The sequence below is a fragment of the Frankia torreyi genome (assembly GCF_000948395.1).
GTDB lineage: Bacteria > Actinomycetota > Actinomycetes > Frankiales > Frankiaceae > Frankia > Frankia torreyi.
This window is the reverse complement of record NZ_JYFN01000008.1, coordinates 154,154-177,713: the sequence shown is the minus strand read 5'-3', so window position 1 is coordinate 177,713 and position 23,560 is coordinate 154,154. Positions and strand designations below refer to the sequence as shown.

General features: G+C 72.9%; 19 protein-coding genes. 10 read left to right on the top strand and 9 right to left on the bottom strand.

The window, feature by feature from the left end; genetic code table 11:
- Positions 1–364 (top strand): hypothetical protein (locus FF36_RS36335; protein WP_206778447.1); only part of this gene is annotated, 364 nt, incomplete at its 5' end.
- A gap of 204 nt (positions 365–568) precedes the next feature.
- Here the strand turns inward: FF36_RS36335 and FF36_RS07815 are convergent.
- The 4 genes from FF36_RS07815 to FF36_RS07800 form a co-directional block, all read right to left on the bottom strand.
- A complete protein-coding gene (locus FF36_RS07815) occupies positions 569–2,347 on the bottom strand; it encodes an MDR family MFS transporter (protein WP_236705599.1) in 1,779 nt (592 codons plus the stop codon).
- 147 nt (positions 2,348–2,494) lie between these two features.
- Positions 2,495–3,175, bottom strand: a complete 681-nt coding sequence (locus FF36_RS07810; protein WP_052681000.1) for an acyl-CoA-like ligand-binding transcription factor — start codon at positions 3,173–3,175, stop codon at positions 2,495–2,497.
- 259 nt (positions 3,176–3,434) lie between these two features.
- Complete coding sequence (gene rfbD, locus FF36_RS07805; protein ID WP_173667249.1) at positions 3,435–4,343, bottom strand: dTDP-4-dehydrorhamnose reductase; 909 nt, start codon at positions 4,341–4,343, stop codon at positions 3,435–3,437.
- Between the two features lie 95 nt (positions 4,344–4,438).
- On the bottom strand, positions 4,439–5,962 hold the full coding sequence (locus FF36_RS07800) for an LCP family protein (RefSeq protein WP_052681003.1): 1,524 nt from the start codon (positions 5,960–5,962) through the stop codon (positions 4,439–4,441).
- Positions 5,963–6,376: 414 nt separating this feature from the next.
- Between FF36_RS07800 and FF36_RS07795 the strand changes: the two genes are divergently transcribed.
- Positions 6,377–7,453: a glucose-1-phosphate thymidylyltransferase gene (locus FF36_RS07795; protein WP_044884291.1), complete on the top strand. Its 1,077-nt coding sequence runs from the start codon at positions 6,377–6,379 to the stop codon at positions 7,451–7,453.
- A 52-nt stretch (positions 7,454–7,505) separates the two neighbouring features.
- On the opposite strand, the gene FF36_RS07790 is transcribed toward FF36_RS07795, so the two are convergent.
- Positions 7,506–9,599, bottom strand: coding sequence for a glycosyltransferase family 39 protein (locus FF36_RS07790; protein ID WP_044884290.1), 2,094 nt, complete (start codon positions 9,597–9,599; stop codon positions 7,506–7,508).
- 377 nt (positions 9,600–9,976) lie between these two features.
- Here FF36_RS07790 and FF36_RS07785 point away from each other — a divergent pair, with 377 nt between their 5' ends.
- From FF36_RS07785 to FF36_RS07775, 3 genes are all read left to right on the top strand, one after another.
- On the top strand, positions 9,977–11,809 hold the full coding sequence (locus FF36_RS07785) for an LCP family glycopolymer transferase (RefSeq protein WP_339325597.1): 1,833 nt from the start codon (positions 9,977–9,979) through the stop codon (positions 11,807–11,809).
- Positions 11,810–11,814: 5 nt separating this feature from the next.
- Positions 11,815–12,783: a TIGR03089 family protein gene (locus FF36_RS07780; RefSeq protein ID WP_370657176.1), complete on the top strand. Its 969-nt coding sequence runs from the start codon at positions 11,815–11,817 to the stop codon at positions 12,781–12,783.
- A 123-nt stretch (positions 12,784–12,906) separates the two neighbouring features.
- Positions 12,907–14,250, top strand: coding sequence for a UDP-glucose dehydrogenase family protein (locus FF36_RS07775; RefSeq protein WP_044884288.1), 1,344 nt, complete (start codon positions 12,907–12,909; stop codon positions 14,248–14,250).
- A gap of 117 nt (positions 14,251–14,367) precedes the next feature.
- Here the strand turns inward: FF36_RS07775 and FF36_RS07770 are convergent, their stop codons facing one another.
- The gene (locus FF36_RS07770; protein WP_242422364.1) at positions 14,368–15,009 is read right to left on the bottom strand and encodes a beta-class carbonic anhydrase; all 642 of its coding nucleotides are present in this window, start codon (positions 15,007–15,009) and stop codon (positions 14,368–14,370) included.
- Positions 15,010–15,355: 346 nt separating this feature from the next.
- Here FF36_RS07770 and FF36_RS07765 point away from each other — a divergent pair, with 346 nt between their 5' ends.
- From FF36_RS07765 to FF36_RS07755, 3 genes are all read left to right on the top strand, one after another.
- The gene (locus FF36_RS07765; RefSeq protein ID WP_242418489.1) at positions 15,356–15,865 is read left to right on the top strand and encodes a GtrA family protein; all 510 of its coding nucleotides are present in this window, start codon (positions 15,356–15,358) and stop codon (positions 15,863–15,865) included.
- 516 nt (positions 15,866–16,381) lie between these two features.
- Positions 16,382–16,978, top strand: a complete 597-nt coding sequence (locus FF36_RS07760) for a TetR/AcrR family transcriptional regulator (protein WP_044884287.1) — start codon at positions 16,382–16,384, stop codon at positions 16,976–16,978.
- Positions 16,979–17,355: 377 nt separating this feature from the next.
- Complete coding sequence (locus tag FF36_RS07755) at positions 17,356–18,873, top strand: hypothetical protein (protein WP_044884286.1); 1,518 nt, start codon at positions 17,356–17,358, stop codon at positions 18,871–18,873.
- A gap of 283 nt (positions 18,874–19,156) precedes the next feature.
- Here FF36_RS07755 and FF36_RS07750 read toward each other — a convergent pair whose 3' ends face one another.
- A complete protein-coding gene (locus tag FF36_RS07750; RefSeq protein WP_044884285.1) occupies positions 19,157–19,360 on the bottom strand; it encodes a hypothetical protein in 204 nt (67 codons plus the stop codon).
- Positions 19,361–20,332: 972 nt separating this feature from the next.
- Here FF36_RS07750 and FF36_RS07745 point away from each other — a divergent pair.
- Together FF36_RS07745 and FF36_RS07740 are read left to right on the top strand one after the other, a co-directional pair.
- Positions 20,333–21,223, top strand: coding sequence for a hypothetical protein (locus FF36_RS07745; RefSeq protein ID WP_044884284.1), 891 nt, complete (start codon positions 20,333–20,335; stop codon positions 21,221–21,223).
- Positions 21,224–21,266: 43 nt separating this feature from the next.
- Entirely contained in the window at positions 21,267–21,977 is a 711-nt protein-coding gene (locus FF36_RS07740) for a hypothetical protein (protein WP_236705596.1), read from the top strand.
- A gap of 35 nt (positions 21,978–22,012) precedes the next feature.
- Here the strand turns inward: FF36_RS07740 and FF36_RS07735 are convergent, their stop codons facing one another.
- A complete protein-coding gene (locus tag FF36_RS07735; protein ID WP_052680999.1) occupies positions 22,013–22,546 on the bottom strand; it encodes a PH domain-containing protein in 534 nt (177 codons plus the stop codon).
- A gap of 66 nt (positions 22,547–22,612) precedes the next feature.
- Positions 22,613–23,512: a biotin--[acetyl-CoA-carboxylase] ligase gene (locus tag FF36_RS07730; RefSeq protein WP_044884283.1), complete on the bottom strand. Its 900-nt coding sequence runs from the start codon at positions 23,510–23,512 to the stop codon at positions 22,613–22,615.
- Positions 23,513–23,560: the final 48 nt, after the last annotated feature.

Below are 23,560 nucleotides of genomic sequence, written 5' to 3'. Positions count from 1 at the left end.
CGTTCCCCGCCAAGAAGCCGATCGACAAGCACCTCGCAGGACCGCCGCCCACCGTGGTCACAGTCCTGATCCGAACCTAAAGTTCCTGGTATTGCCCCGCGCCCTGACGACGGCGGTACTCCTCGCCATCGGGTCCTATGTGCTCGTGACGCGGGACTTCCTTGTCATCTCGATGGTTCTCGCAGAGATCGCTCGAGCGGTGCTGGCCGCGTCCGCCACCCGATCGCGTGGCGGACCTCGGCGAGACTCGTTCGACACACCGCCGCCCGTCGATGCGCCAGGGTCACCGGACACAGTCATCCGGATCACCAGCGCCCGCGACACGCTCTCGATCACCATCGAGCTGACTCGAACTGGTCGCTGACACGACATTGACCGGAGCGGCCCGGCTGTCGACGTAGTCCACAGCCGGGCCACCCCCGACGATCCGGCGGTCGCTACCGCATCCACGGCAGGGCAGCAGTGTGAGCTGACGCCGCCGCGCCCGCACACGCAGCCGATCGCACCCGGTTAGCGCTATCGCCTACCGACACCGGTTAGCGCTATCGCCTACCGACACCGGTTAGCGCTATCGCCTACCGACATCAGTCACGTCGGCCGCTCGAAGGTCATCTGCTGCGGCGATGACCACCGTGGCCTCGACCGGGCCAGAGGAACGCCCCTGGCCATCGGCGGCGGATTGCCCCGCCGTTCCCGTCACAGCCGGGCGCTCGACAGACTCGGCGCTGGTCGTGCTCGGCCCGTCGGCCGACGTGGCATCGATTGCGGCGTCGTCAGCGGCCGGAGGGACGGTGTCGACGGTGTGGCGCATGCGGATCTCCGGAAGCAGCCAGGTGAGGGCGAAGGCGACCAGGCCGATCGGCACCGCGACCAGGAAGACCGTCTGCATCGAGTCCGAGAAGGCCTGGACGAAGCCGGAGCGGATGTCCGGCGGCAGCGTCGCGAGCAGCTTCGGGCTGATGTTCGCCCCGGAGGCGGCGAGACCGGGCGGCAGCGGCAGGCCCGCCAGCCGGTCGTTGATGTTGCCGGCGAGCACGTTCGCGAAGATCGCGCCGAAGACGGCCGTACCGAACGAACCACCGATGGAGCGGAAGAAGGTCGCACCCGAGGTCGCCACGCCCATCTGCCGGTGGTCGACGGAGTTCTGCACGGCGATGACGAGCACCTGCATCACCGAGCCGATCCCCACGCCGAGCACGAACATCGACAGCGCGAGCTGCCAGGTGGCGATGTCGGGGCTGATGAACGACAGCAGGAACAGGCCGATCGACATCACCGCGGTGCCCACGATCGGGAAGACCTTGTAGCGGCCCCACTGGCTGATCAGCCGGCCGGAGGTGATCGAGCTGAGCAGCAGGCCACCCATGACCGGCAGCATCTGCAGGCCGGACTCGGTCGGATCGACGCCCTTGACCACCTGCAGGAACAGCGGCAGGAAGACGATCGCGCCGAACATCGCGAAGCCGACGACGAAGCCGATCGCACCGGCCGCCGAGAACACCCGGTTGCGGAACAACGACAGCGGCAGGACCGGCTCGACGGCCCGGCGCTCGGCGAACACGAACGCGACAAGCAGCACGGCGCCCGCGACCCCCATGCCGACGATCTCCGGAGAACCCCAGCCATAGGTGGTGCCGCCCAGGCTCGTCAGCAGCACCAGGCTGGTGGTCGCCCCGGCCAGCAGCACGGTGCCGAGATAGTCGATCACGTGCTTGATCCGGTTTGTCGTCGCCGGCAGAGCCAGCGCCGTGGCCACCAGGGCGACCGCGCCGACCGGCAGGTTCACGTAGAAGACCCACCGCCACGACAGGTGGTCCACGAACAGTCCGCCGAGCAGCGGGCCGACCACCGACGACACGCCGAACACGGCGCCGAACAGGCCCTGGTAGCGGCCACGGTCGCGGGGCGGCACCAGGTCGCTGATGATGGTCATCGCGCCGATCATCAGGCCGCCGCCGCCGAGGCCCTGCAGGGCACGGAAGCCGATGAGCTGGCCCATCGACGTGCAGGCGCCGGCGAGGACGGACCCCACCAGGAACAGCACGATCGACACCTGGAAAAGGATCTTTCGCCCGTACAGGTCACCGAGCTTGCCCCACACCGGCGTCGACACCGTCGAGGCGAGCAGGTAGGCGGTGACCACCCACGACAGGTGGGTCGCCCCGCCGAGATCACCGACGATCGTCGGCAGCGCCGTGGACACGATCGTCTGGTCCAGCGAGGCCAGCAGAATCCCCAGGAGCAGGGCTCCCATAATGATCCATAGCCGGCGCTTGTCGGCGACCTGCGCCGCGGACGCGTCGGCCGGGACCTCGACGCCGGGCGCGGACGCCTGAGCCTGGGTCATGATCAGCTCCCCTCGTGATCGTGGCTGTCGGTACAGAGTTCCGTCGTTTTCATCGGTGTCGGCTTCCTCGGGGAGGGTGCTGGTGCGGCGGACATGCTCGGGAACGTTTCGGGGGACGGGGCGGTGTCGGCGTCCGGGCCGCGCCGGTCAGGCCGATGCCGCACGTGGTGGGGGCGGTGGGGGCGGCAGGCCCCGCGCCAGGCTGTCGAAGGCCTGGCCGAGCAGGTCGGCCAGCGGCGCGCCCGGGGACTCCTGCCAGCGCACCGACAGGATGCGCACGATCGCCAGGACCGCGGCGACCAGCACGGCGGGATACGGATCCCGGGCCGGATCGAGGCCGCAGCGGCTGCCGACGGCCTCGGCGAGCGCGTTCTCGTAGGAGCTCCAGCTCGCCGCGCTGGCCGTCATCAGGTGCGGATGCCGGCGGATGATCGCAAGGCGGGTCCGCCAGAGGTCGGCCTGTTCGGGCGCGATGAGCGCGGCGCGTTGCAACATGACCGCCCGCACCGCGGCCAACGGCTCCTCGCCGGCGGGTCGGGCCGCGAGCGCCTCGGTGATCTCGCGGATGTCCTCCGGGTCGATGCCGACGATCGCGTCGTCCTTGGTGGGGAAGTAGTTGAAGAACGTCCGGGTGGAGACCTCCGCCGCGGCGGCGATCTCGTCGACCGAGACGCCGTCCAGCCCGCGCTCGGCGACGAGCCGGATGGCCGCCATCCGCAGGGCCCGGCGGGTCCGCAGCTTCTTGCGTTCCCGCAGGCCCAGCTCCGCCGGCCGGGCCTCGGCCGGTGGCTCCACAGGCGCCCGCTCCATGCCCGCCTGGGTCGTCATCGTCCCCTCCCCCGCCCGACGCCACACTGGTTGCAGCAGCTACAACCTTGTAGTCCCTAAAATTATTCTCGCTCTGCAAAATTCTTTACAGAGTGACGGACCGCACACAGACGAGCCTCATGGACGCACCGATCGGTCGTGGACGCACCGATCCGGTCACGCCGCCGGTGAGGGCAGCGTCCGTCACCGGTTCAGGACGCGGGCGGCGGCCCCACTCGGCAAGGCCCGCCCGAGAACGGGCGAGGGGCGAGGGGCGGACTCAGCCGCGCAGGTCCTCTCCGGCAAGGGCGAAGGCGGCCTGCAACGCCTGGTCCCAGGGACGCAGCGGGGTGAGACCCGCGTCCGCCCACGATCGCGTGGACAGCACGGAGTAGGCCGGCCGCGCGGCGGCCCGAGGGAAGGCGTCCGTGGTCGTCGCGCTGACCGTGGCCGGGTCCAGCCCGATCTCGGTCATGATCCGGCGGGCGAATCCGTACCAGGTCGTCTCGCCGGTGTTCGTGCAGTGGTAGACCCCGGGCGGCGCCGGCGAGGCGACGAGGTCGAGCAGGCCGGCGGCCAGATCGGCCGACCAGGTCGGCGAGCCGGTCTGGTCGGCGACGACCGAGACCGCCCCGCGCTCCCGGGCCAGCCGACTGATCGTCTTGACGAAGTTACGACCCGTCCGGCCGTACACCCAGGCGGTCCGGACGACGTAGGAGGACGCCGGCAGCAGCGCCCGCACAGCCTGTTCTCCCGCGAGCTTGGTGCGGCCGTATGCGCCGGCCGGGCCGGTCTCGTCCCCGGTCTCGTACGGCTTCGTCGCCTGGCCGTCGAAGACGTAGTCGGTCGAGAGCTGCACCAGCGTGGCGTCGACCTCGGCGCAGGCGGCGGCGAGGTGCGCGGGTCCGGTGGCGTTGACCGCGTAGGCCCCGGCCTCGTCGGCCTCCGCGCCGTCCACGTCCGTCCAGGCGGCGGTGTTGATCACAACCAGGCCGCCCTGGATCTTCGCCGGCCGGGCCTGGTCACGCAGGACGGCGCGGACCCGCGCGGGGTCGGTGATGTCCAGCTCGGCCCGGCCGAGACCCGCCCAGGCCCGCACGGGGGAGTCCGGTTCGGCCATCCGAGCCTCGAGCAGGTGGCACAGGTCGGCGCCGAGCTGTCCGGCGGCACCGGTCACGAGAACGCGCACGGCCCGAGTCTGGCAGATCAACCTGCGTCCATCGCGGCAGCCTCCGCCGTGCCGCACCAGCAGGCGATCAGGCCGGGCTAGTAGGTGCAGCCGGGCTAGTAGGTGCAACGCGAGGTGAGCTCCGCGGCGGTCGTGGCGGGGGCGGGGGTCGAAGCGGGGGCGGGGGTGGCCGGCGCGGTGGCCCCACCGGAGGCGGCGCCCACGGACGCGCCCGCCGGTGAGCCCGCGGTGGTCGGCCCCGCGGCCGCGCCCGCGGCCGCGCCCGCGGGCGTCGGCGCAGCGGTGATCGTGTCCACCTCGAAGGCGGTGCCGAGAACGAGGCTCACCCGGCCGGCGGGAACTGTGGCGTCCTGCTGCAGCGTGCTGCCGGGCACGGCGGCCTGGACCGTCCGCGCGGCCTGCACCGCACCCGGGTGGTACCGCACCTGCGTGGTGCGCTGGACGCCGGCGCGCCAGGTCCGCGCCGGCCCGACCTGGAAGCCGGCGCGGTCCAGCGCGGCGGCGGCCGAGGTGGCCAGACCGCTGACCCCGGCGCCGTTGTAGACGTCGACGGTCACCTTCGCCGGGGGCACCGTCGGCGACGGGCTCACCGCCGGCGCCGCCGCCCGGCTGGGCCGGCCGCGCAGCGGAGCGAGGAACTTCTCCAGCGTGATGGGCTCGTAGAGCTGCACGGAGCCGAAGCGGGGCAGCTCGCCGAGGGCGTTACCGCCCTCGGCGGGGGTGGGCGCGTGCACCGGGATCGTCTCGAACCGGATCTGGTCGGCGGACATGCCACGCAGCCGCGTCGCGAGCGCGCGCAGATCATTCATGCTCGTCCCGTCGTCGACGGTGAGCGCCTTCGTCGCCGCGTGCAGCAGGTTCTCCAGCCGCACCGGGTTGGTGAGCACGCCGGAGGAGGTCGCCTGCGTGAACACCGCGCCGATGAACTGCTGCTGACGGCGGATGCGATCGAAGTCGTTGTCCGGCAGGCCGTGGCGCTGGCGCACGAACGCCAGCGCCTGCTCCCCCGACAGCCGGTTCTCGCCGACCCGGCCACGCCACTGCGACCACGGGTCGTACAGGTTCGACCGGCCCCCGCCGGGCAACGGCCTGACGCAGACGGTGACCCCGCCGACGGCATCGGTCATCGCCTTGAAGCCGGCGAGATCGATCGAGACGTAATGATCGATCTTGATGTCGGTGAGGTTCTCGATCGTCCTGATCAACAGGCTGGGGCCGCCGATGGTGATCGCCGAGTTGATCTTGCCGCGGCCGTGCCCGGGGATGCGCACCAGGGTGTCGCGGGGAAACGAGACCATCGTCGTCGTCCCGTCAGCGTCGAGATGCGCCAGCATGGTGGTGTCCGACCGCTCGTCGGTCACCGCGCCCTGGCTTTCGTACTCGCCGCCGGTGCCGGCCCGGCTGTCCGAACCGACCAGCAGGAAGTTGCGGGTTCCGGAGGCGGCGTCCGCCGGCCGGTCGTCGCCGAGACCGAGCCGGATGCGGTGGATCTGCGCGCCGAAGTACTCGTAGGCGGTCCAGCCGCCCACCGTGGTCACCAGGATCAGTGCCGAAAGCACGGCGGCGAGCAGGATCACCAGCCGACCCAGCGGTGAGCGCTCACGCCGGGCGTCGTGCACGATGTGTCCCGCCAACGCGGCCCGGCGAGCCCCCGGGGGGCGGCGGGCGTGGGTCCGCCGACGAGAGGACCGCCCGGCACGACCCCTCGCCTGCGGATCGCCCGGTGGACGCGGCGGCGCCTCGGTCACCGTGTCCCCCTCCCAGGCGGCCGGAAATGTCTCGCGGTCGTGGCACGATCGGCCGGCCGGTCAGCGTCCCGGCCGGGCTGGCCGTAGCGAACCCTTCGACTACTCAACGTACCCGTATCGGGTGGCGCGCACCCGTCACCAACCCGATGCCGTAGGAAAGACGGGCCACCGAGGGGGACAGACAACCCGTCATCCCGGCAAAGGGGATCGGTCCAATCCGATAACAGCCGCCACACCTGTTGTTACTTTCGGTCAGTTCAAAGCGGCGCGATAGAGTTACGGATCATGAAGGCCCTCGTCCTCGCCGGTGGCTCAGGAACGCGTCTGCGGCCGATCACGCACACGTCCGCCAAGCAGTTGGTCCCCGTGGCGAACAAACCGGTGCTCTTCTACGGCCTCGAGGCCATCCGGGACGCCGGGATCGTCGACGTCGGAATCATCGTCGGTGAGACGGCTGCCGAGATCGAGACGGCGGTCGGCGACGGCTCGGCGTTCGGGCTCCGCGTGACCTACATCCACCAGGACGCGCCCCTCGGGCTCGCGCACGCGGTGCTCATCGCCCGCGACTTCCTCGCCGACGAACCGTTCGTCATGTACCTCGGGGACAACCTCATCATCGGCGGCATCGCCAGCCTGGTGACGGAGTTCCGGCGAACCACTCCGGACGCGCTGATTCTCCTCACGAAGGTGGACAACCCCTCCTCCTTCGGCGTCGCGGAACTCGGCGCGGAGGGCCGCATCGTCCGGCTCGTCGAGAAGCCGCTGATCCCGCCGAGCGATCTCGCGCTCGTCGGCGTCTACATGTTCGGCACCGCCGTGCACGAGGCGGTGCGGTCGATCAAACCGTCGACCCGAGGTGAGCTGGAGATCACCGAGGCCATCCAGTGGCTGGTCGACGGCGGCTACGAGGTCGCCTCCCACCTCGTCGAGGGCTACTGGAAGGACACCGGCCGGCTGGCCGACATGCTGGAGACCAACCGGCACCTGCTGGAGTCGATCGAGCCGGCGATCCACGGCACCGTGGACGCCGACAGCTCGATCGTGGGCCGGGTCGTGATCGAGGACGGCGCCTCGCTGGTCCGCTCCACCGTGCGCGGCCCGGCCATCATCGGGCGCGGAACCACCCTGGTCGACACCTACGTGGGCCCGTTCACCTCGATCTTCCATTCCTGCACGATCGAACGAACCGAGATCGAGTACTCGATCGTCCTGGAGCGGGCGACCATCCGCGGGATCGGGCGCATCGAGGACTCGCTGATCGGCCGGGACGTCGAGGTCGTGCCCTCGGCCGCCCTGCCCAAGGCGCACCGGCTCATGCTGGGCGACCACTCCCGCGTCTCGGTCGCCACGACGGGAGCCTGACCCCGTCAGCGGCCGAGCGGAGCCCCGGGACCAGGGGTCCTGACCGGGGGCCCTAGTCCTGCGCGCCCGAACGCGCCGTGACAGGACCACCCGGGGTCGCTGCGGCCGGGTCGACCGTGGCAGCCGACGACTGCGCGGGGGTGACCGGCACGGCACCGGCGGCCGGCTCGGCACCGGCGGCCGGCTCAGGGCCGGCGGCCGGCTCAGGGCCGGCGGCCGTGGCGGGGCCGGCGGCCACGGCCGGCTGACGCCGGGCCTGGACTCCGGCGGCAGCGATGGTCCCGGCGAACAGCAGCGCGGCCAGGACGAACACGATGATCGTCACCCCGACCGGGAACGGCGCCCAACGGCCGATCGCCGACACCACGTCCGGAATCCGCGCCGGGGTGAACGAGACCCGGCGCGGCAACCAGTAGTAGGAGCAGATCGCGAGCAGCGCCGCGCCCTGCATGAGCAGCGCACCGACCAGCAGGATCAGCGGAGCCAGCCGTTCGCGGCCGGGCAGCGCCCGGCGCAGGCCGAGGGCGACCACGACCCCCAGCCCGACCAGACCGAGGTAGAGGTAACGACCCTGGACGGCGATCCCGCGGGTGTACTGCTGGTACTCCGCCCAACTACGCTGGCCGACCTCGAGGTACGCGAACGCGACTGGCAGGAGCAGGACCATCACCCCGGCCGCGAGCGACCATCGCTCGGGCCGCCCGGCTCGGCGGCGGCCGACGATCGCCGTCACGCTCAGCCCGACGACGGCGACGGTGGCGAGCACGATCGCGATCGGGGAGAGCTGCGGCGGCTCGAACATCCCGAGGCCGCCCCAGAACCGCGAGATCATCGTGCGGAAGAAGTACCAGAACCAGGTCAGGAACGAGTCGGGGAGCAGCAGCGGCTCCCGCCGCGGTGGGTTGGTCGCCCAGCCGTTTGGCTGGACGGCGTCGTACAGCAGGTAGTTACGGACCCACCACCAGCCACCGAGGGCGAGACCGAGGCCGACCGCCAGCACCGCGGGAACCCACGGCAGGGAGGCGACGGCGGTCCGCAGTCGACGCCACCCGGGCACGCCGGGCGCCGTCGCGCCGAACGCACGACGGCGCCACCATCCGACCAGGTAAGCGGCGACGATCATGACTGGCAGGGTGAGCGCGAACGCCTTGGACAGCAGCGCGAGCCCCAGCCACAGCCCGGCCCACAGCGCGGTGCGCCGACGCAGGTCGCCCCGCAGCACCCCGGCCAGGACCACGGTGAGCCCACCGGTGGCGAGCATGAGGATGCCGTCGTTGTTGAAGGTGGCGCCGACCCGGGTGAACCCGGGGATCGCCAGCGGCAGGGCGGCCGCGGCGAACGCCGAGGGCTCGCCGAGACCGAAGCGGCGGGCGGCGAGCCAGGCCAGCAGCGGCAGCGGCGCGACGACCAGGATGTTCAGCAGACGCAGCACGAAGACCTGCTGGTCATAGGCCCAGTCGCCGGAGCCGGGCAGGGCGCGCAACAGCACCGCCCCAGCCGCGTAGATCAGGGGTGGGTGCTGCACCATCTGGTTGGACAGGCGCCCGTCGTCGACCGGCGTCGGGCCGCCGAGGGCGTTGAAGGACCTCCGCTGGTCGCGCGGTGTCGGGTCGATCTCCGCGAACGGCGCGGCCCCGCGCCGCTTTCCCCCGGCCTGGAACATGTCCTGATAGCGGCCGCGATCGAAGTCGTCCGAGGTCGCCGCCACCCCGGTGGCGATCATCTTCTCACCGGGGGCGGGCCAGCCGGCGCCGTGCTGCAGTCCATAGACCATGTCGACGTGCTGGGCCTCGTCGTAGCCCGTCCAGGTGGGGTACACGAAGGCGTAGCTGAGCAACATCGCCAGGTGGACCGCGGTGATGAGCACCAGCAGCAGCGGCCCCCGCCGCACCCGGCGGGCGAGGCGCCCGCCGCCGCCCACCGTTCCCGCCACCGCGGACTCGATCCCGGGTGCCGCGGACTTGATCCCGGGTGTCACGGGCCCGGTCCCGGCTGCCGGGGACGGGTGCTCGGGCAGCCGGGACTCGCGCGACGGGCGAGGCTGGGACGGGACGGGACGGATCTCCACCGGCGTCTGGCCGGCCGCGTCGACGGCCGGCTCGGCGGTGTCGGTGCTCTCGGTGGTCGTCGTCTCCGGCTCATCCATGATTGACGCCAGGATAACGACCTCGCCGGCCGGTCCCGACGGCCCCGGACATCGCCGCCCTGGTCCTCGGCTCGGCGGCCGACCGTCGGTCGCCGTGCGCGGGCCCGGACCACGTACGACCCGGAGTACGTGCGGCCCCGCACTCCTCCCCCTGTCGGGCCCACTGGTGTTCACCCTGGCAACGTCCCGCGCGCCGCGGACGTCTTAACAGATGGAAACGGCACCGATCCCCATCACCACACGCCATCACCACAACGACCACATGACCTGCAGCGACCACATGACCTGCAACGGCCGCATCACCTGCAACGGCCGCGGTGCGCATTCCGACGGCATCAACGACGAGGACCGCCTGACCGAGGAGGGTCCGCGACCCCGTGAGCCCCCACGCCCGTCCGGCGTCGACGCCACCTACCCCGAGTACTCCGCCCGACCTGTGGCACTGGCGCGAGAGAGCACCGGCGCCGGAACCACGCGCGGCGCCCGCTCGGCCGCGACGGCCAGCACCGCCGCGCACAGCACCGCCGCAGCCAGCACCGCCGCGCCCAGTCCGGCCGGACGGGCTGTACCGCCCGAACAGCCCACGCGGCCGGCCCACACGGCAGCGGCCGCTGCCGCTGCCGCCCGAGCTCGATCCCCGCCGGCCGCGCCGGCACCGCTCGTTCCTGCGTCGGCTGTCGCTCACCGCCACCGGGCTGCTGTCCGTGTTCGTCCTGGCGCTGAGCTCGTTGGGCTGGGCCGCCTACCGGCACTTCGACGGCGCCATCACCCGGGTGGACTGGAACATCGACGGTGCCCGGCCGGCGGGCGCGGCCGGCGAGCAGAACATCCTGCTGCTCGGCGACGACAGCCGGGAGGGCACCGGCGGGGAGTACGGCGTCGTCGACGGGGTGCGGTCGGACACGACGATCATCGCCCACTTCGCCCGGGACGGCTCCGCGACCCTGCTGTCCTTCCCCCGCGACATGCTCGTGCGCGTCGTGCCCCCCGAGCGGGCCGCGGCCCGGGACGGCCGCGCGAAGCTGACCGAGGTGCTCCAGCTCGCCGACGTGCCCGGCCTTGTCAGCACGCTGGAGTCGCTCACCGGCCTGAAGATCGATCACACGATCTCGATCAATCTCGCCGGTTTCCGCACGATGACGGACGCAGTGGGCGGCGTCACCGTCTGCGTGACGCCGTTGCCCGACGGGAGCACCCGCAACCTGCACGACACGATGTCCGGCTGGAACGGCCACCTCGGGGAGAACCGCCTGAACGGCGATCAGGCGCTTGCCTTCGTCCGCACCCGCTACGCCCTCGGTGACGAACGGCTGCGCGTCCTACGCCAGCAGCAGTTCCTCGCCAAGCTCCTGGCGACGGCGACCGGCGCGGGCGTGCTCACCAATCCGGCGAAGATCACCGCGCTGCTCGGCGCGGTCGGCGGAGCACTCAGGGTGGACCAGGGACTCGACCAGACCGCGCTACTCACCCTCGCGAAGCGGGCCAGCGGGCTGAGCTCGGGCGGAATCCGCTTCGTCACGGTCCCCACCAGGGTGGCCCTGCCCGTCGACGGCGCCGTCGACGGAATGGGGACGATCCCGCCGCACGGCGCCGTGCTGGTCGCCGACCAGGCCGGCCTCGCCCAGGTGCTGGCGCCGCTGCGGCCCGCGGGCACCGCCCGGCCGGCCGCGGCGCCCCCCGAGCCCGCCGGAACCACGGTCGGACGCGCCGATGTCAGCGTCGCCGCCGTCCGCAACGCCTCGGGGCGGACGGGGCTCGCCGCCGCCACGGTCGACGCGCTGCGGTCGCTCGGATTCACTGGAGCGATGACGACGGCGACGACGACCGGTCAGGAACTGACCGAGATCCACTATCCCCCGGGCCAGCAGGCCGCGGCACGTGCCCTGGCCGCCCGGCTGCCCGGCGGACTGCCCGTCGAGGACCCCGCCCGGACGGGGGACGGACTCGTCGTCGTCCTCGGCACCGCGTTCGCCGGCCTGGCGGCCGCCCCCGGTCCAGGCGCGGCGGCAGGTCCAGGCGCGGCGGCAGGTCCAGCCGGCGAACCGTCGACGGCCATCGCCACCACCGCGACGGGCGGCACGGCGGGCATCGCCACCTCGTCGGCCGTGGAGACGGGCACCACCACGACGGCGACGGGTGCCACGGCGACGGGCACCGGCGCGGTCGGTACGGCCACGCCGATGCCCGCTGACACCTCCTGCACGCCGTGACCGGGGTGCCGCCGCGGCTGGTACCCGCGGTCCGACTGCTGGGACCGGCGGGCGCGGGCGGCGCGCCGGACGGCGACGTTCCCGCGGGACTGCGGGGTATCGCCGGTCTGCTCGCCCGCCGGCTCGCCACCGACCCGGCCCGGCCGCTGGTGACCTTCTACGACGACGCGACCGGCGAGCGGGTGGAGTTCTCTGCCACCACGCTGAACAACTGGATCGCCAAGACCGCGAACATGCTCGTCGACACCCTCGGGCTCGGTGCCGGCGACCGCATCGGGGTCGACCTGCCGACCCACTGGCTGGGCCTGGTCATCCCGCTCGCCGGCTGGTTGGCGGGGCTGGAGGTCGTCCTCGCCGACGCCGGCGAGAACGGCGGTGCCGGCGCGCTCGCCGTGGCCGCGGGCTCGACGCTGCCACCGACGACCCGCCTCGGCGCGTTGTTCGTGGCTGAGGACCGGCTCGACGCGACCGCCGAGCTGGTTGTCGACGAGACGGTGGCCCTGTCGCTGCGCCCGCTGGGCGGCCGGATGCTGCGGCCCGTTCCCGGCGTGCTGGACTACTCCGCCGAGGTCCCCCCGCACGGCGACCGGTTCACCCCGCCGCCGCCCCCGCCCGAGCAGGTCGAGCTGCTGCGGGCCGGCGCGCGGGTCGCTGCGGCCTGGGGACTGGGGCCCGCGGACCGGGTCCTGTCCACCGCGCCGCCGGCGACGGCCGAGGGGCTCCTCGGTGGGCTGCTCGCCCCGCTGGTGGCCGGCGCGTCGATGGTGCTCTGCCGCCATCTCGACCCCGGGGCGCTCACCCGCCGGATCGAGGCCGAGCGGATCACCGCCATCGCCGCCGCGCCCGCTGCGGCCGGCGGACCGGGTGCGACGGGCAGTGACGACGCCGCCAACGACGCGGCCAACGACGCGGTCGACCCGCTCGCGCTCGCGGGCCCGGGCGTGCGGACGCTGCGCCTCCCCCGCCTCGGGTGATGCCCGATCGGGCCGACGTGGCAGCCGACGCCGGAGGGTAGTGACTACTCTCGCCAAGCCGGTGGCTCCCGGTGCGCGGCGACGGGGCGCAGGGGATCCACGCCGATCCCCTGCGCAGCGGAGGTGCCGATCGTGAGCAGGTCCACCGATCCGCGGATCAGCGTCATCGGCACGGGTTACCTCGGCGCGACCCACGCCGTGTGCATGGCCGAGCTGGGTTTCGACGTCACCGGCGTCGACATCGACGCCGGCCGGATCCGGCGGTTGTCCGCCGGGGAGGTGCCGTTCTACGAGCCTGGTCTCGAGGCACTGCTGCGTAAGAACCTCGAGGCCGGCCGGCTCACGTTCACCGGCTCGCTGGCCGAGGCGGTCGAGCGGGCCGACGTGCACTTCGTCTGTGTCGGCACGCCCCAGCAGCCCGACAGCGGCGCGGCGGACCTGCGCCACGTCGAGGCGGCGGTGAGCGGGCTGATCACGGCCGGGCTCGGCCCGGGCGACCTCGTGGTCGGCAAGTCGACGGTGCCCGCGGGCACGGCCACCCGCCTCGCGGCGAAGCTCGCCGCGGGCGTGCCCGGCGCGGAGCTCGCCTGGAACCCCGAGTTCCTCCGGGAGGGCTTCGCCGTCGACGACACCCTGCGGCCGGACCGGCTGGTCTTCGGGGTCGCCCCGGAGGGCACGGCGGAGCGGCGGCTGCGGGCGGTCTACGCCCAGATGATCGGCGACGGTGTCCCGGTCGTCGTCACCGACCACACCACCGCCGAGCTCGTCAAGGTCGCCGCGAACGCCTTCCTCGCCACCAAGATCTCCTTCATCAACGCCATGGCCGAGGTGTGCGAGGCGACCGGCGGCGATGTCGTCGAACTGGCCAGCGCACTGGCACATGATGCTCGGATCGGGCGCCGCTTCCTCCAGGCCGGCATCGGATTCGGCGGTGGTTGCCTGCCCAAGGACATCCGGGCGTTCCAGGCCCGCGCGGACGAGCTGGGGGTCGGCCGGGCCCTGACGTTCCTCGGCGAGGTCGACGCCGTCAACATCCGGGCGCGGGCGCGCGCGGTGGCGCTGGCCCGGGAGGCTCTGGGCGGCTCACCGGCGAACCGGACGGTGGGTGTGCTCGGGGCCGCGTTCAAACCCAACTCCGACGACATCCGCGACTCGCCCGCCCTGGAGGTGGCCGAGGCGCTGCGCCGGGCCGGGGCCCACGTGTCGGTCTACGATCCGGCCGCGGCGGAGAACGCGCGGGCCTGTCACCCGAACCTGTGCTTCGCCGACTCGGTGGTCGGCGCGGTGGCCGGCGCCGAGGTCGTGCTCGTGCTCACCGAGTGGCACGAGTTCCGGGAGCTCGATCCGGCCGTGCTGCGACCACACGTCGCGCGGCCCATCGTCATCGACGGCCGCGGCGCCCTCGATCCCCAGCGGTGGCGGACGGCCGGCTGGACCTACCGGGCCCTGGGCCGGCCGCGGCGATGACCGTGGCCGATCGCCTCGTACCGGCCGATCACTTCGCCCCGATCGATCGCCTCCAACGGTCGACCACACCGCACCGATCGACCACACCGCATCGATCGGTGCGGCCGCACCGATCGGTCAGGCCCGGACCTCCACCAGCCCACCCGTCTCGACCTGGTAGACAAAGCCGCGCACCGAGGTCGTGGCCTGCAGGAACGGCGAGGAGCGCAGGATGCGCAGCGACAGGCGCACGTCGTCCTCCACGTTGGCGAACGCCTGGACCGACCACTCGGGACGCACGCCGGTGTCCCGCTCCAACTGGTCGCGGAAGCCGTCGTCGGTGATCTGCTCCAGACCGCACGAGGTGTGGTGCAGGAGGATGATCTCCGTGGTGCCGAGCACATTCTGGCTGACCGCAAGCGAGCGCACGACGTCCGTGGTGATGACGCCGCCGGCGTTGCGCAGGATGTGCGCGTCCCCCTCGGTCAGGCCGAACAGCGACTCGACGTTGATCCGGGCATCCATGCATGCGACGACCGCGACACCCAGGCGCGGCCGCGCGGCCGGGGAGGCGGGCAGCCCGGCCTCCTGCCGTCGGGCCGGGTTACCGGCCGCATGGGTCAGCAGCAGCTCCGTCACGGTGGCCGTGCTGCCCACCGGCCCCGCCGGGCGGACCCGGTCGGCGTGCGCGTCGGCGGCCGCCTCGGCCGGGCTCTGGTACTCGGTCGACGTCGACATCAGCCGCCCGACCGACTGGTGAAGGAGATCATGGTGGTCCATCCTCCCGTTCGATGGTGACCGTGCTCCCGCGTTGTCGGCTCCCGTGTTGTCAGGATGCCGCCCCCCTACCCACCTTCGTCGATGTTCCCCACATTCGGCTAGGTTGCGCCACTCACGTTGCCGGCCGCAACGGAACGGTCGCATCACTCATCGTAGATCGGGGAACACCTCCCCGGTGACCCGACCACACCTCGGTAAGATTTACATTACTGCCCGCAGTCGAGGTCTCGGCCCCGGTTGCGGCAGCGATCGCACCGCCAGCCCCATCCGAGGGGGTGGCCCCGAGCCGGGGCGGAGGCAGCCGGTACTCTCCACGAGTGGTAAGAATCGAACGAGGTCGCGTGTGGTGAGGCACCGGCAGACACGCTCGCCGATGCAGGTACTCATCCACGAGATGGGTAAGTTCGGGCTGGTCGGCGGCGTCTGCTATGCCATCGACTTTCTGGTTTCGAACCTGTGTCACACGCTCCTCGGAATGGGTCCGCTCAGCGCGAAGACCGTCTCCACGGTGGTTGCGGCCACCTTTTCGTACATCGGAAACCGGCAGTGGTCTTTCAACCACCGCGCCCGGACCGGTCTGCGCCGCGAGTACACCCTCTTCGTGATCCTGAATACCGTCGGCCTGCTGATCGCGCTCGGCTGCCTCGGGTTCGCCCGCTACGTGCTGGACCTGCGAGGCGTGCTCGCCTTCAACCTGTTCGGCAACGTCATCGGCACCGGGCTGGGCACGGTGTTCCGCTTCTGGGCCTACAAGAAGTGGGTGTTCCTGCACCCCGACGACCCCAAGGCCGTCGTGAACACCGGTGCCAGCCAGGAGAACCACCGTCCGATCCCGGAGCACGCCGGCCGGATCTGACCGTCGTCCCGCCGCGACATCCAGCCTGCCCCCGGGGCGGCAGCCAGGCGTCACCGCCAGGACCGCGGCGCCCCACGGGCCGCCCGTGACCTGGCGCCGCCGGCCAGAGTTGATCACGGCGAGGATCTCCGCCGCCCGCCGGACGCGTCGCGGCGGGACAACCCCGGCTCGGCTCCGGGCCGCCGGCTCGGCCCAGGACGGCACACCGATGGGCACCCCAATCCGGACCCGCCTCATCAGCGCCGACGCAGCCCACCCGCGCGTCCGGTCGGCCCCATAAACGTATGAACGTCGCAGGCTGGCCGCCCGTGTGGTGGGCGCGTCTGGTCCCGTCCGGACACCGGGAAGCTCTATCCGCTCACATGCCAACCCGTACTCGAAGTATCCCCGGTGAGTTACGCTCTGCGGGCCCAACCGGTGCTACGCGTTCGCGGTCATCCACCGTGCGTCACTCCTCGACTCCCGGAACGCACGCGGCAGGCGCCGGCCGCCCCGCAGCCGTCGGGAGAATGCTTCGTGACCCAGCCCTCGCTCGCGTCGCCGCGCCCGGGCGGCCGGCCTCGCGACGAGAGCCGGGATCACGCGATCCGATCGGCCACCCTGGATCTGCTCGCCGAACTCGGCTACGACGGCGTGACGATGGACCGGGTGGCCGCCCGCGCCCGCGCCGGCAAGGCCACGATCTATCGGCGCTGGCCGTCGAAACTGGCGATGGTGATGGACGCGATCAACGCCTTCGCCGAGGAACGCATGCCGACTCCGGACACGGGCTCACTGCGCCTGGACATCATCGAGTTCCTGACTTCCTTTCACGAGGCCATCCGGGGCGGCCGCGGGCGGATCATCGCTGAGTTGATCTCGGAGATGCCCCGCAATCCTGATCTGCGGGACGCGCTGCGTGGCGGGCTCTGGACGCAACGCGAGACGAGTTCCCACGCCATCGTCGAGCACGCGATCGCTCGTGGGGAACTCCGCCCGGACGTCGATCACGCGATACTCATGGAGATCGGCACCGCCATCATCCTGCAGCGCGTACTGCTCACCGGCGAACCCATCGACCGGGTGTTCCTGGAATCGATCGTGGACGACATCGTCATCCGCTACGCCGCCTGATCCCCCCCCCCCCCCCCCCCCCCCCCCGCAACGCGCGATGGCTCCGCCGGCACCGCCGGTCCACACCGGCCGGCCGGTGTGGACCGGTGCGGAGCCCCGCGGCCGGGCGGACTGCCGCCGGCGGCAACCGCGGCCGCGGGGGTCGGACGCGATGATCCGACCCCGCAGGCGTGTCGAGAAGGCGACCCCCCCTTCCTTCCAGCAGCAAAGGCCCTACCATCAGCAGCGGGCCCGATCTGGGACGGAAGACGCGGTTTATCCAGTCCCGGGCGCGGGCGGAGCGGGGCGACCCGCCACCGCAAGGCCGTCCCGGCCACCGGGCGGGCAGGGACGGGGCGCGGCGGCAGGGGCGCCTTCGCGCGGCACAGGAGGACCTCATGCAGTCACCGGGCCCAGGCCCCCAGGACCCGGACGCCGAAACCCAACGGGTGCACGGCACACCGGCCGCTTCCCGCCCGGACCCGGTCGACCCGGGCAGCGCCGAGCCGTACGACAACGCGGAGCGAACCCGCCTGGTCGGCGACGATGCCGGCAACCGACGACCGGGCCAGGCCGGTGGTTGGCCAGCGGTCGGCCAGCCGCCCGCGGGCCCGGGATTCCCGCCCGTCGTGGCGAGCCGGCCGCTCAACGATCCCTACGGCCAGGCGGATCCCTATGGCCAGGCTGCCCCCTACAGCCAGACGGCTCCCTACAGCCAGGCAGATCCCCGCAGCCAGGCGGATCCCTACGGACGTGACGATTCCTACGGTGGCGCGGACCCCTACGGTCGCAGCGGTCCCTATGGCGGCGGGGACCAATACGGCGAGGAGGTGCAGACGCGGATACTTCCCGACGGTGCGGGCAGTGGATACCCGCCCGGAACGTCCGGCGGGCAGAGCCGGAACCCGGGTCCGGAGGAGTACCCGCCGACCGCCGCCTATCCGCCGGCGGGGGGATACGGCGCGGCGCCGGGGGCCGGCGGCCCGAGCGGTCCGGCCAGCAGCAGCTACGGTGGTTCACCGGACTACCCGCCCACCGGCTACCCGCCGCCAGGCGGCTACCCGCAACCGACTGCGGGCTACGACCAGGGCTACCAGCAGCAGGGCTACCCGGGGCCCGGCTACCAACAGCAGGGCTACCCGGGGCCCGGCAACCAACAGCAGGGCTACCAGCAACAGGGTTATCCGACGCCCGGTGGCTACCAGCAGGGCTACCCGCCGGCCGGGGCGTACGGGGCATACTCGCCTCCTGGTAGCGGACCCGCGGGTGGGCCTCGGCCCGGCGGCTCCGGTCGCCGACGGGCGATCATCATCGGCGCGGCCGTCGTCGCCGTGCTGCTCCTCATCGTCATCCCGGTCGTGCTGCTCACCGGCGGATCCGACGACGGGAAGCCGGCGGCGGCCGCCTCGGTCTCTCCCAGCGCCCGGCCGACCGCGCCGGCGAGCCCGTCCGCCACGTCCTCGGCGAGCCCGTCACCGAGCGCCTCCGCAGCGCTCACCCCGGCCGAGAACGAGCTGCTCGCCAAGCTCGACTCGTCGGCGATGACCGACTGCAAGCCCAACAGCGACGCGGAGAGCGACCGCATCGTGGCCGCGCTGTACTGCGACTCCGACGACGGCAAGGTCGTCGCCGCCTACGCCTACGCCACCGCCGGCGACCTCACCAGCGACGTCGATGTCCGCAAGGCGCTGGTCACCACGCCGAGCGGCACGTGCAAGGACGGTGGCAGCGAGGTCTTCACCTGGAACTTCGACCAGGGAAAGACCCAGGGCACCGCCGTCTGCACAGTCCGGCAGAGCAGCCACTTCATCTTCTGGTCCTACGACGACAAGCTGGTCTCGTTCATGGCGACCGGAACCGACGGCGTCGCTTTGTATGAATGGTGGAGCGGCTTCGACCCGGTGCCGCAGAGCTGATCCGGCCGGGACGTATACCCAGCTCAGACCGCCGGTGAGGGCGGCCGTGAACGGGGTGTCCGGAGCACGGCACGTGGCGTGGCCGGTTGACGGGATCCCCCGTCGCGCCGCAAGCCTGCTGCCGCGCGTCCGGGCGGGTAGCGATAGGGCCGCATTTGTTGCGCAGTAGCCCAATACCACCGGTATTCGCAGGGTGGTACGCCTACTCTGGGGACCGCACCCGTCACCCATCTCGGGAGGAACCGTGCCGAGCCCCGGCTTTGGCGACGACGAGACGCCGCGCTCACCCGAGCAGTCGCCGCCGGGGCCGCGCCTCGGCGACGGTCCGGACCCGGGCCCGGACCTCGACGACGCCGAACTCACCCTCCCTCCCGGGCAGCTTCCCCTGGCGGGACCCGGCGACCGCTTCGGGGCCGACCCGGCGAGCGGCGCGGGCCGGCCGGGCGCGGCCCCGGACCCGCTGCAGCAGGGCCCCGGGCCCGGGCATGTCTCATGGCCGCCGCCCTACACGGGGCCCGGCTCTCCGCTCGGCGGCCCAGCAGCCGACAGCGTCACGCGCGGGCCGGTCCAACCTCCCGGCCCGCCCATCCCGTCGGCACCGCCCCGGTTCGGTGGCCTGACCGGTCCGGGCGGTCCACCGGGTCCGCCGACCTCCGCAGCCTCCGCCTGGCCGTCGCCGCCGGGTCCGCCCGCCGCCCCACCCCGGACCGGTCCGGCCGGGCCGGTCGCCCCGACAGACTTCCCCCCGCCCGGGCCACCGGCTCCCCCGGGTCCGCCCGGCGGCCTGGCCGGACCACCCGGTCCGCTCTACTACGCTCCACCGATCAGGCCCGGTTCCATCCCACCCGGCACGGCAGGGGCGCCCGGGACGTCCACGCCCGGCCCCCCGCCGGTCGGCTTTCCCGGGAGCCCCACCTCGCCGGCCGATCCCGCCTTCACGGCACGGCCGTTCCCCGCCGGCCCCGGAGCCGCCCCCGCACCAGCCTCCGGCCCTGGCGGACCGGGCCCTGCCGGCGCTCCGCCAGGGCCCGGTCCCGGTGGCGCGGCCCCGCCCTGGGAGGGCGACAGCGACCTCGCCTACCGTCTGACCCCACCCGGCTCGACCTCCCCCGGACGCCCCGGCGTCCGGCCGCCCGCCGGCCCCCAGCCCGGGCCCGTCCCCCTGGTAAACGCTCCTGGGGGGCGCCCGGGCGGCGACGGCGACACGGCCTTTCTCGGGCCGTTCGGGGCTCGAGGTGGGGCCACCGAACCCACCGGCGGCGCCCACGACACGCCGGCCGGCCCAGGCCCCGCCCCGGGGGCGCCCAGCGCTGCCGGGACGGTGGTTCCTGAGGCGAGCGCGTTCGACGCTTCCAGGACCGCCGGCGCTGCCTGGGGCGGCGGCGGTCCCCCGGGCGGCTTTCCCCCGCCCGGGCCGATCAGCGGGTACCCGCCGCCGGCTGGCGGCGGGTACCGTCCGGTGCCAGGCCACCGTCCCGCGTCGTTCGGCCCGTTCCCGGCGGAAGCCGGTACGAACGGGTTTCCCCCGGTCGCGGCACCCGGCCGCGATGACGCCCTTCCCGTTCCCAACGCCCTCACCGCGCCGGCCCCGGACAGGGGTCGTTCGGCGTCCCTGCCGGGTCTGTTGCCCGGACTGCCGCCGCAGGGCGCCGACAGCTCCGAGCCTGCGACCAGCGGGGCCGGGGAGGGCGCCCTCCGGACCGGAGCCGACCGGACCGGAGCCGACCGGAACGCCGACCGGAACAAGGTGCTGGTCGACCGGCGTCTGCTGATCGGGGGCGGCGGGTTACTGCTGGCCCTGGTGATCGTGTTCGGAGTCCTCGCCTTCACCGGGGGCAAGGGCAGCGGCGGCGAGTCGGTCACCGCCGCCGCCCAGGGACGCCCCGCGGGCGCCGGGACGGCCACCGCCGCACCGGGCACGGCGGGCCGGGCCGGGGGCAATCCGCGGGACGTCCTGCGGTCGCTGCTCAATCCCGCCGTCATGACCGGTTGCGCCGATCCGGGGCGCAGCGACAGCGCCTACGCTGACGCCACCCTCCTCTGCAAGACGCCTTCGGGGATGGAGGTCACCGCATTCCACTTCCCGAACCGTTCCGCACTGGACCGACAGATCGGTGCCCGGGAGACGTTCTACACCGACGAGGGAAACTGCGACGACGGGCAGCAGAGCTCGGAACGGTGGAGCTCGCCGGCCGAGGCCACCGGCGGCAACCGCCTCTGCTACTTCTTCGCGAACCGGTTCTACGAGTTCTGGACGTACGACGACCACCTCATCGCCTTCTCCGCCGACGATCCGACGGCTGCCCGCATGAACGACTGGTGGCACTCGTTCGACCCGCTGCGCCGCTGATTGACAGCGTCGCCGAGTGACAGGGTTCGGGAGGGCGGGCCGCATGCAGGATTCCGACGAGAGCACCTCGCCGGAACCGGTCGACGACCCGGGGGGGGCGCCGGTCGAGGGCGGGGATCACCGCGCTGCGGGCACCGGTGGCGGCCGGCGGCGAGCCGTTGTGGGCGGCCTCGCCGGCGCGATCGTCATCGGTGCGGGCGTCGCCGTCGGGCTGCTGGTGAGCGGCGGCTCGGATCACGCCACGACCGTCCGGCCCGCCCCGAGCACCGCCGGTTCGAGTTCCGGCCGCTCCGGCGGCGGCACGGTCGGGAGCCCGGCGCCGAGCGTGACGCTCGATCCGGCGGACGCCCGGTTGCTGGCCTCGCTACGGCCGTTCGCGGTCACCGACTGCCGGGCCGCCTCCCGTGACGGCGACGGGGTGGCGGCGGCGCTGACCTGCGCACCCGGGGTCGCAACCGAGGCCCCGGCGCCGGCACGGCTGTCGGTCCTCCGGTACCGGGACGCCGCTGCGCTGCGGGGCGACGTCGCACGTCGGTCGGCGGAGCTCACCGACGCCGGGGACTGCGCCCGGGGTCAGACCAGCGTCGAACGCTGGGCCCACAGCGCGCGGCGCCGCGGCACCTTCCTCTGCTCGGCCGCAGCGGGCCGGTTCGCGGTGTTCTGGACCGTGGACGACGAGCTGATCGGCTTCGCCACCGAGGATCCCGATGCGGGCCGGCTCCTGGCCTGGTGGCGCGAGTACGACCCGATCTGAGGAACACCTGTGGCGAGGTGGTCGGCGAGGTGGTCTCAGTAGTCGGGGTAGCTCCGCGGCCGGTACGGCGCCGAGAGCTCCGCGAGGGTCTCCTGGACCCGCTCCGCGTGCGGCATGCACGCCAGAACGACCCGGCCGCGCTGACCGGCCGTCTCGACGATCAGACTGCCCGACCCCAGCATGCGGTCGATGACGTTCTGCTGCACCGTCGCACCGACCAGCCAGGCGAGCGGGATGTCCCGCCCGGCGCGGGTGATCAGGCCTTCCCGGATCACGAGCCGGTGGCTGGTGACGACGTAGTGGGTGGTGAGCTGGCGCAGCCAGGGCAGCGCCCCGAGGTAGGCGATCGCGCCGAGAGCGAGGAGCAGCACCAGGTACTGGACGGGTTTCTGCAGCACGCCACCGGGCGCGAAGAAGACGCCCAGCACCGCGAAGACGAGAGCCACCACCGTCCAGAGCGCCGGAACGATCAGGCTGACCCAGTGCGGGTGCAGATGCAGGACAACCTCTTCGTCCTGGGTGAGGATGTCGTCGGGGAACGCCACGGTGACGATCGTCGCATCCGGCACCGACAGGCCACACCCGGGTCCGTCACCGGCCGTCGGCAGGCGGTCGGAACACGCCCTCCTCGCCGGTCACCGCAGGTGGACGACGTCCCCGGCGCTGTAAGCACGACCGGCCACCACAAGCCGTCCCTCGAGATCGACATCCGTTGCCCTGCCGGTGTCGGCCGAGCCGTCCGGGAGCTCGACGCGGACCTCCCGGCCGATCGTCGCGCACACCGCCAGGTAGGCGGCGCGGGCCGCCTGGGGATCGGCCTCCCAGGCGGCGAGCGCGTTGACGAGCCCGTCGAGGATCCGCGCGAGTAGCTCGGTCCGGTCCAGGGCGGCCGGGTGTGCGCCGGTGAGCAGCAGGCTCGTGGACCGGTCGGGCAACTCGTCCGGTTCCGCGTTGACGTTGAGCCCGAATCCGATGACCACCGAGGGCGCGGACGCCGGCACCGGAACGACCTCCACCAGAATGCCGGCAAGCTTCCCGCCCTCGGCCAGGACGTCGTTGGGCCACTTGAGAACGGCGGGCACTCCGGCGACGGCTCGGACCGTGGAAACCAGCGACGTCCCGACGACCATCGGCAGCCAGCCGAGCCGGGAAACCGCGGTCCGCGGCCGGATGAGCAGGGAGACGGTCAGACCGGCGCCTGGTCGGGACACCCAGGAGCGGTCGAGACGCCCACGCCCGGCGGTCTGCCGTTCCGCGGCGAGGACCAGACCGCGACCGAGGGGGGCGCGACCGAGGGGGGCGAGGCCGGGCCCCGGGCTCTCGCGCCACTGCCGCGAGAGCCCGACCAGAGCCGGATCGCTGGTCTCCCCCCGCGCGATCCGGGCCAGGGCCGCGTTGGTCGAGTCGATCTCCTGGATCACGGTCAGGTCCAGCCCGGCCGCCGCCGCGGCGGCCGTCAGCCGCGCGGCATCGAGGGGACCCCGGTCGCCAGCCGCGCTCGGTGACCGGCCTCGGAAGGCATCGACGGCTGGCACGGCTGAATTCTGGGGCGGTTGCGCGGAAGCGGAGTCCGGCGTCGAGCT

Excerpts from the sequence above, each read along its gene's own strand:
- FF36_RS07815 (WP_236705599.1), bottom strand. The coding sequence starts at position 2,347 with ATGACCCAGGCTCAGGCGTCCGCGCCCGGCGTCGAGGTCCCGGCCGAC.
- FF36_RS07810 (WP_052681000.1), bottom strand. The coding sequence starts at position 3,175 with ATGACGACCCAGGCGGGCATGGAGCGGGCGCCTGTGGAGCCACCGGCC.
- FF36_RS07795 (WP_044884291.1), top strand. The coding sequence starts at position 6,377 with ATGAAGGCCCTCGTCCTCGCCGGTGGCTCAGGAACGCGTCTGCGGCCG.
- FF36_RS07790 (WP_044884290.1), bottom strand. The coding sequence starts at position 9,599 with ATGGATGAGCCGGAGACGACGACCACCGAGAGCACCGACACCGCCGAG.
- FF36_RS07770 (WP_242422364.1), bottom strand. The coding sequence starts at position 15,009 with ATGGACCACCATGATCTCCTTCACCAGTCGGTCGGGCGGCTGATGTCG.
- FF36_RS07755 (WP_044884286.1), top strand. The coding sequence starts at position 17,356 with ATGCAGTCACCGGGCCCAGGCCCCCAGGACCCGGACGCCGAAACCCAA.
- FF36_RS07750 (WP_044884285.1), bottom strand. The coding sequence starts at position 19,360 with ATGCCCGGGCCCGGGGCCCTGCTGCAGCGGGTCCGGGGCCGCGCCCGG.
- FF36_RS07740 (WP_236705596.1), top strand. The coding sequence starts at position 21,267 with ATGCAGGATTCCGACGAGAGCACCTCGCCGGAACCGGTCGACGACCCG.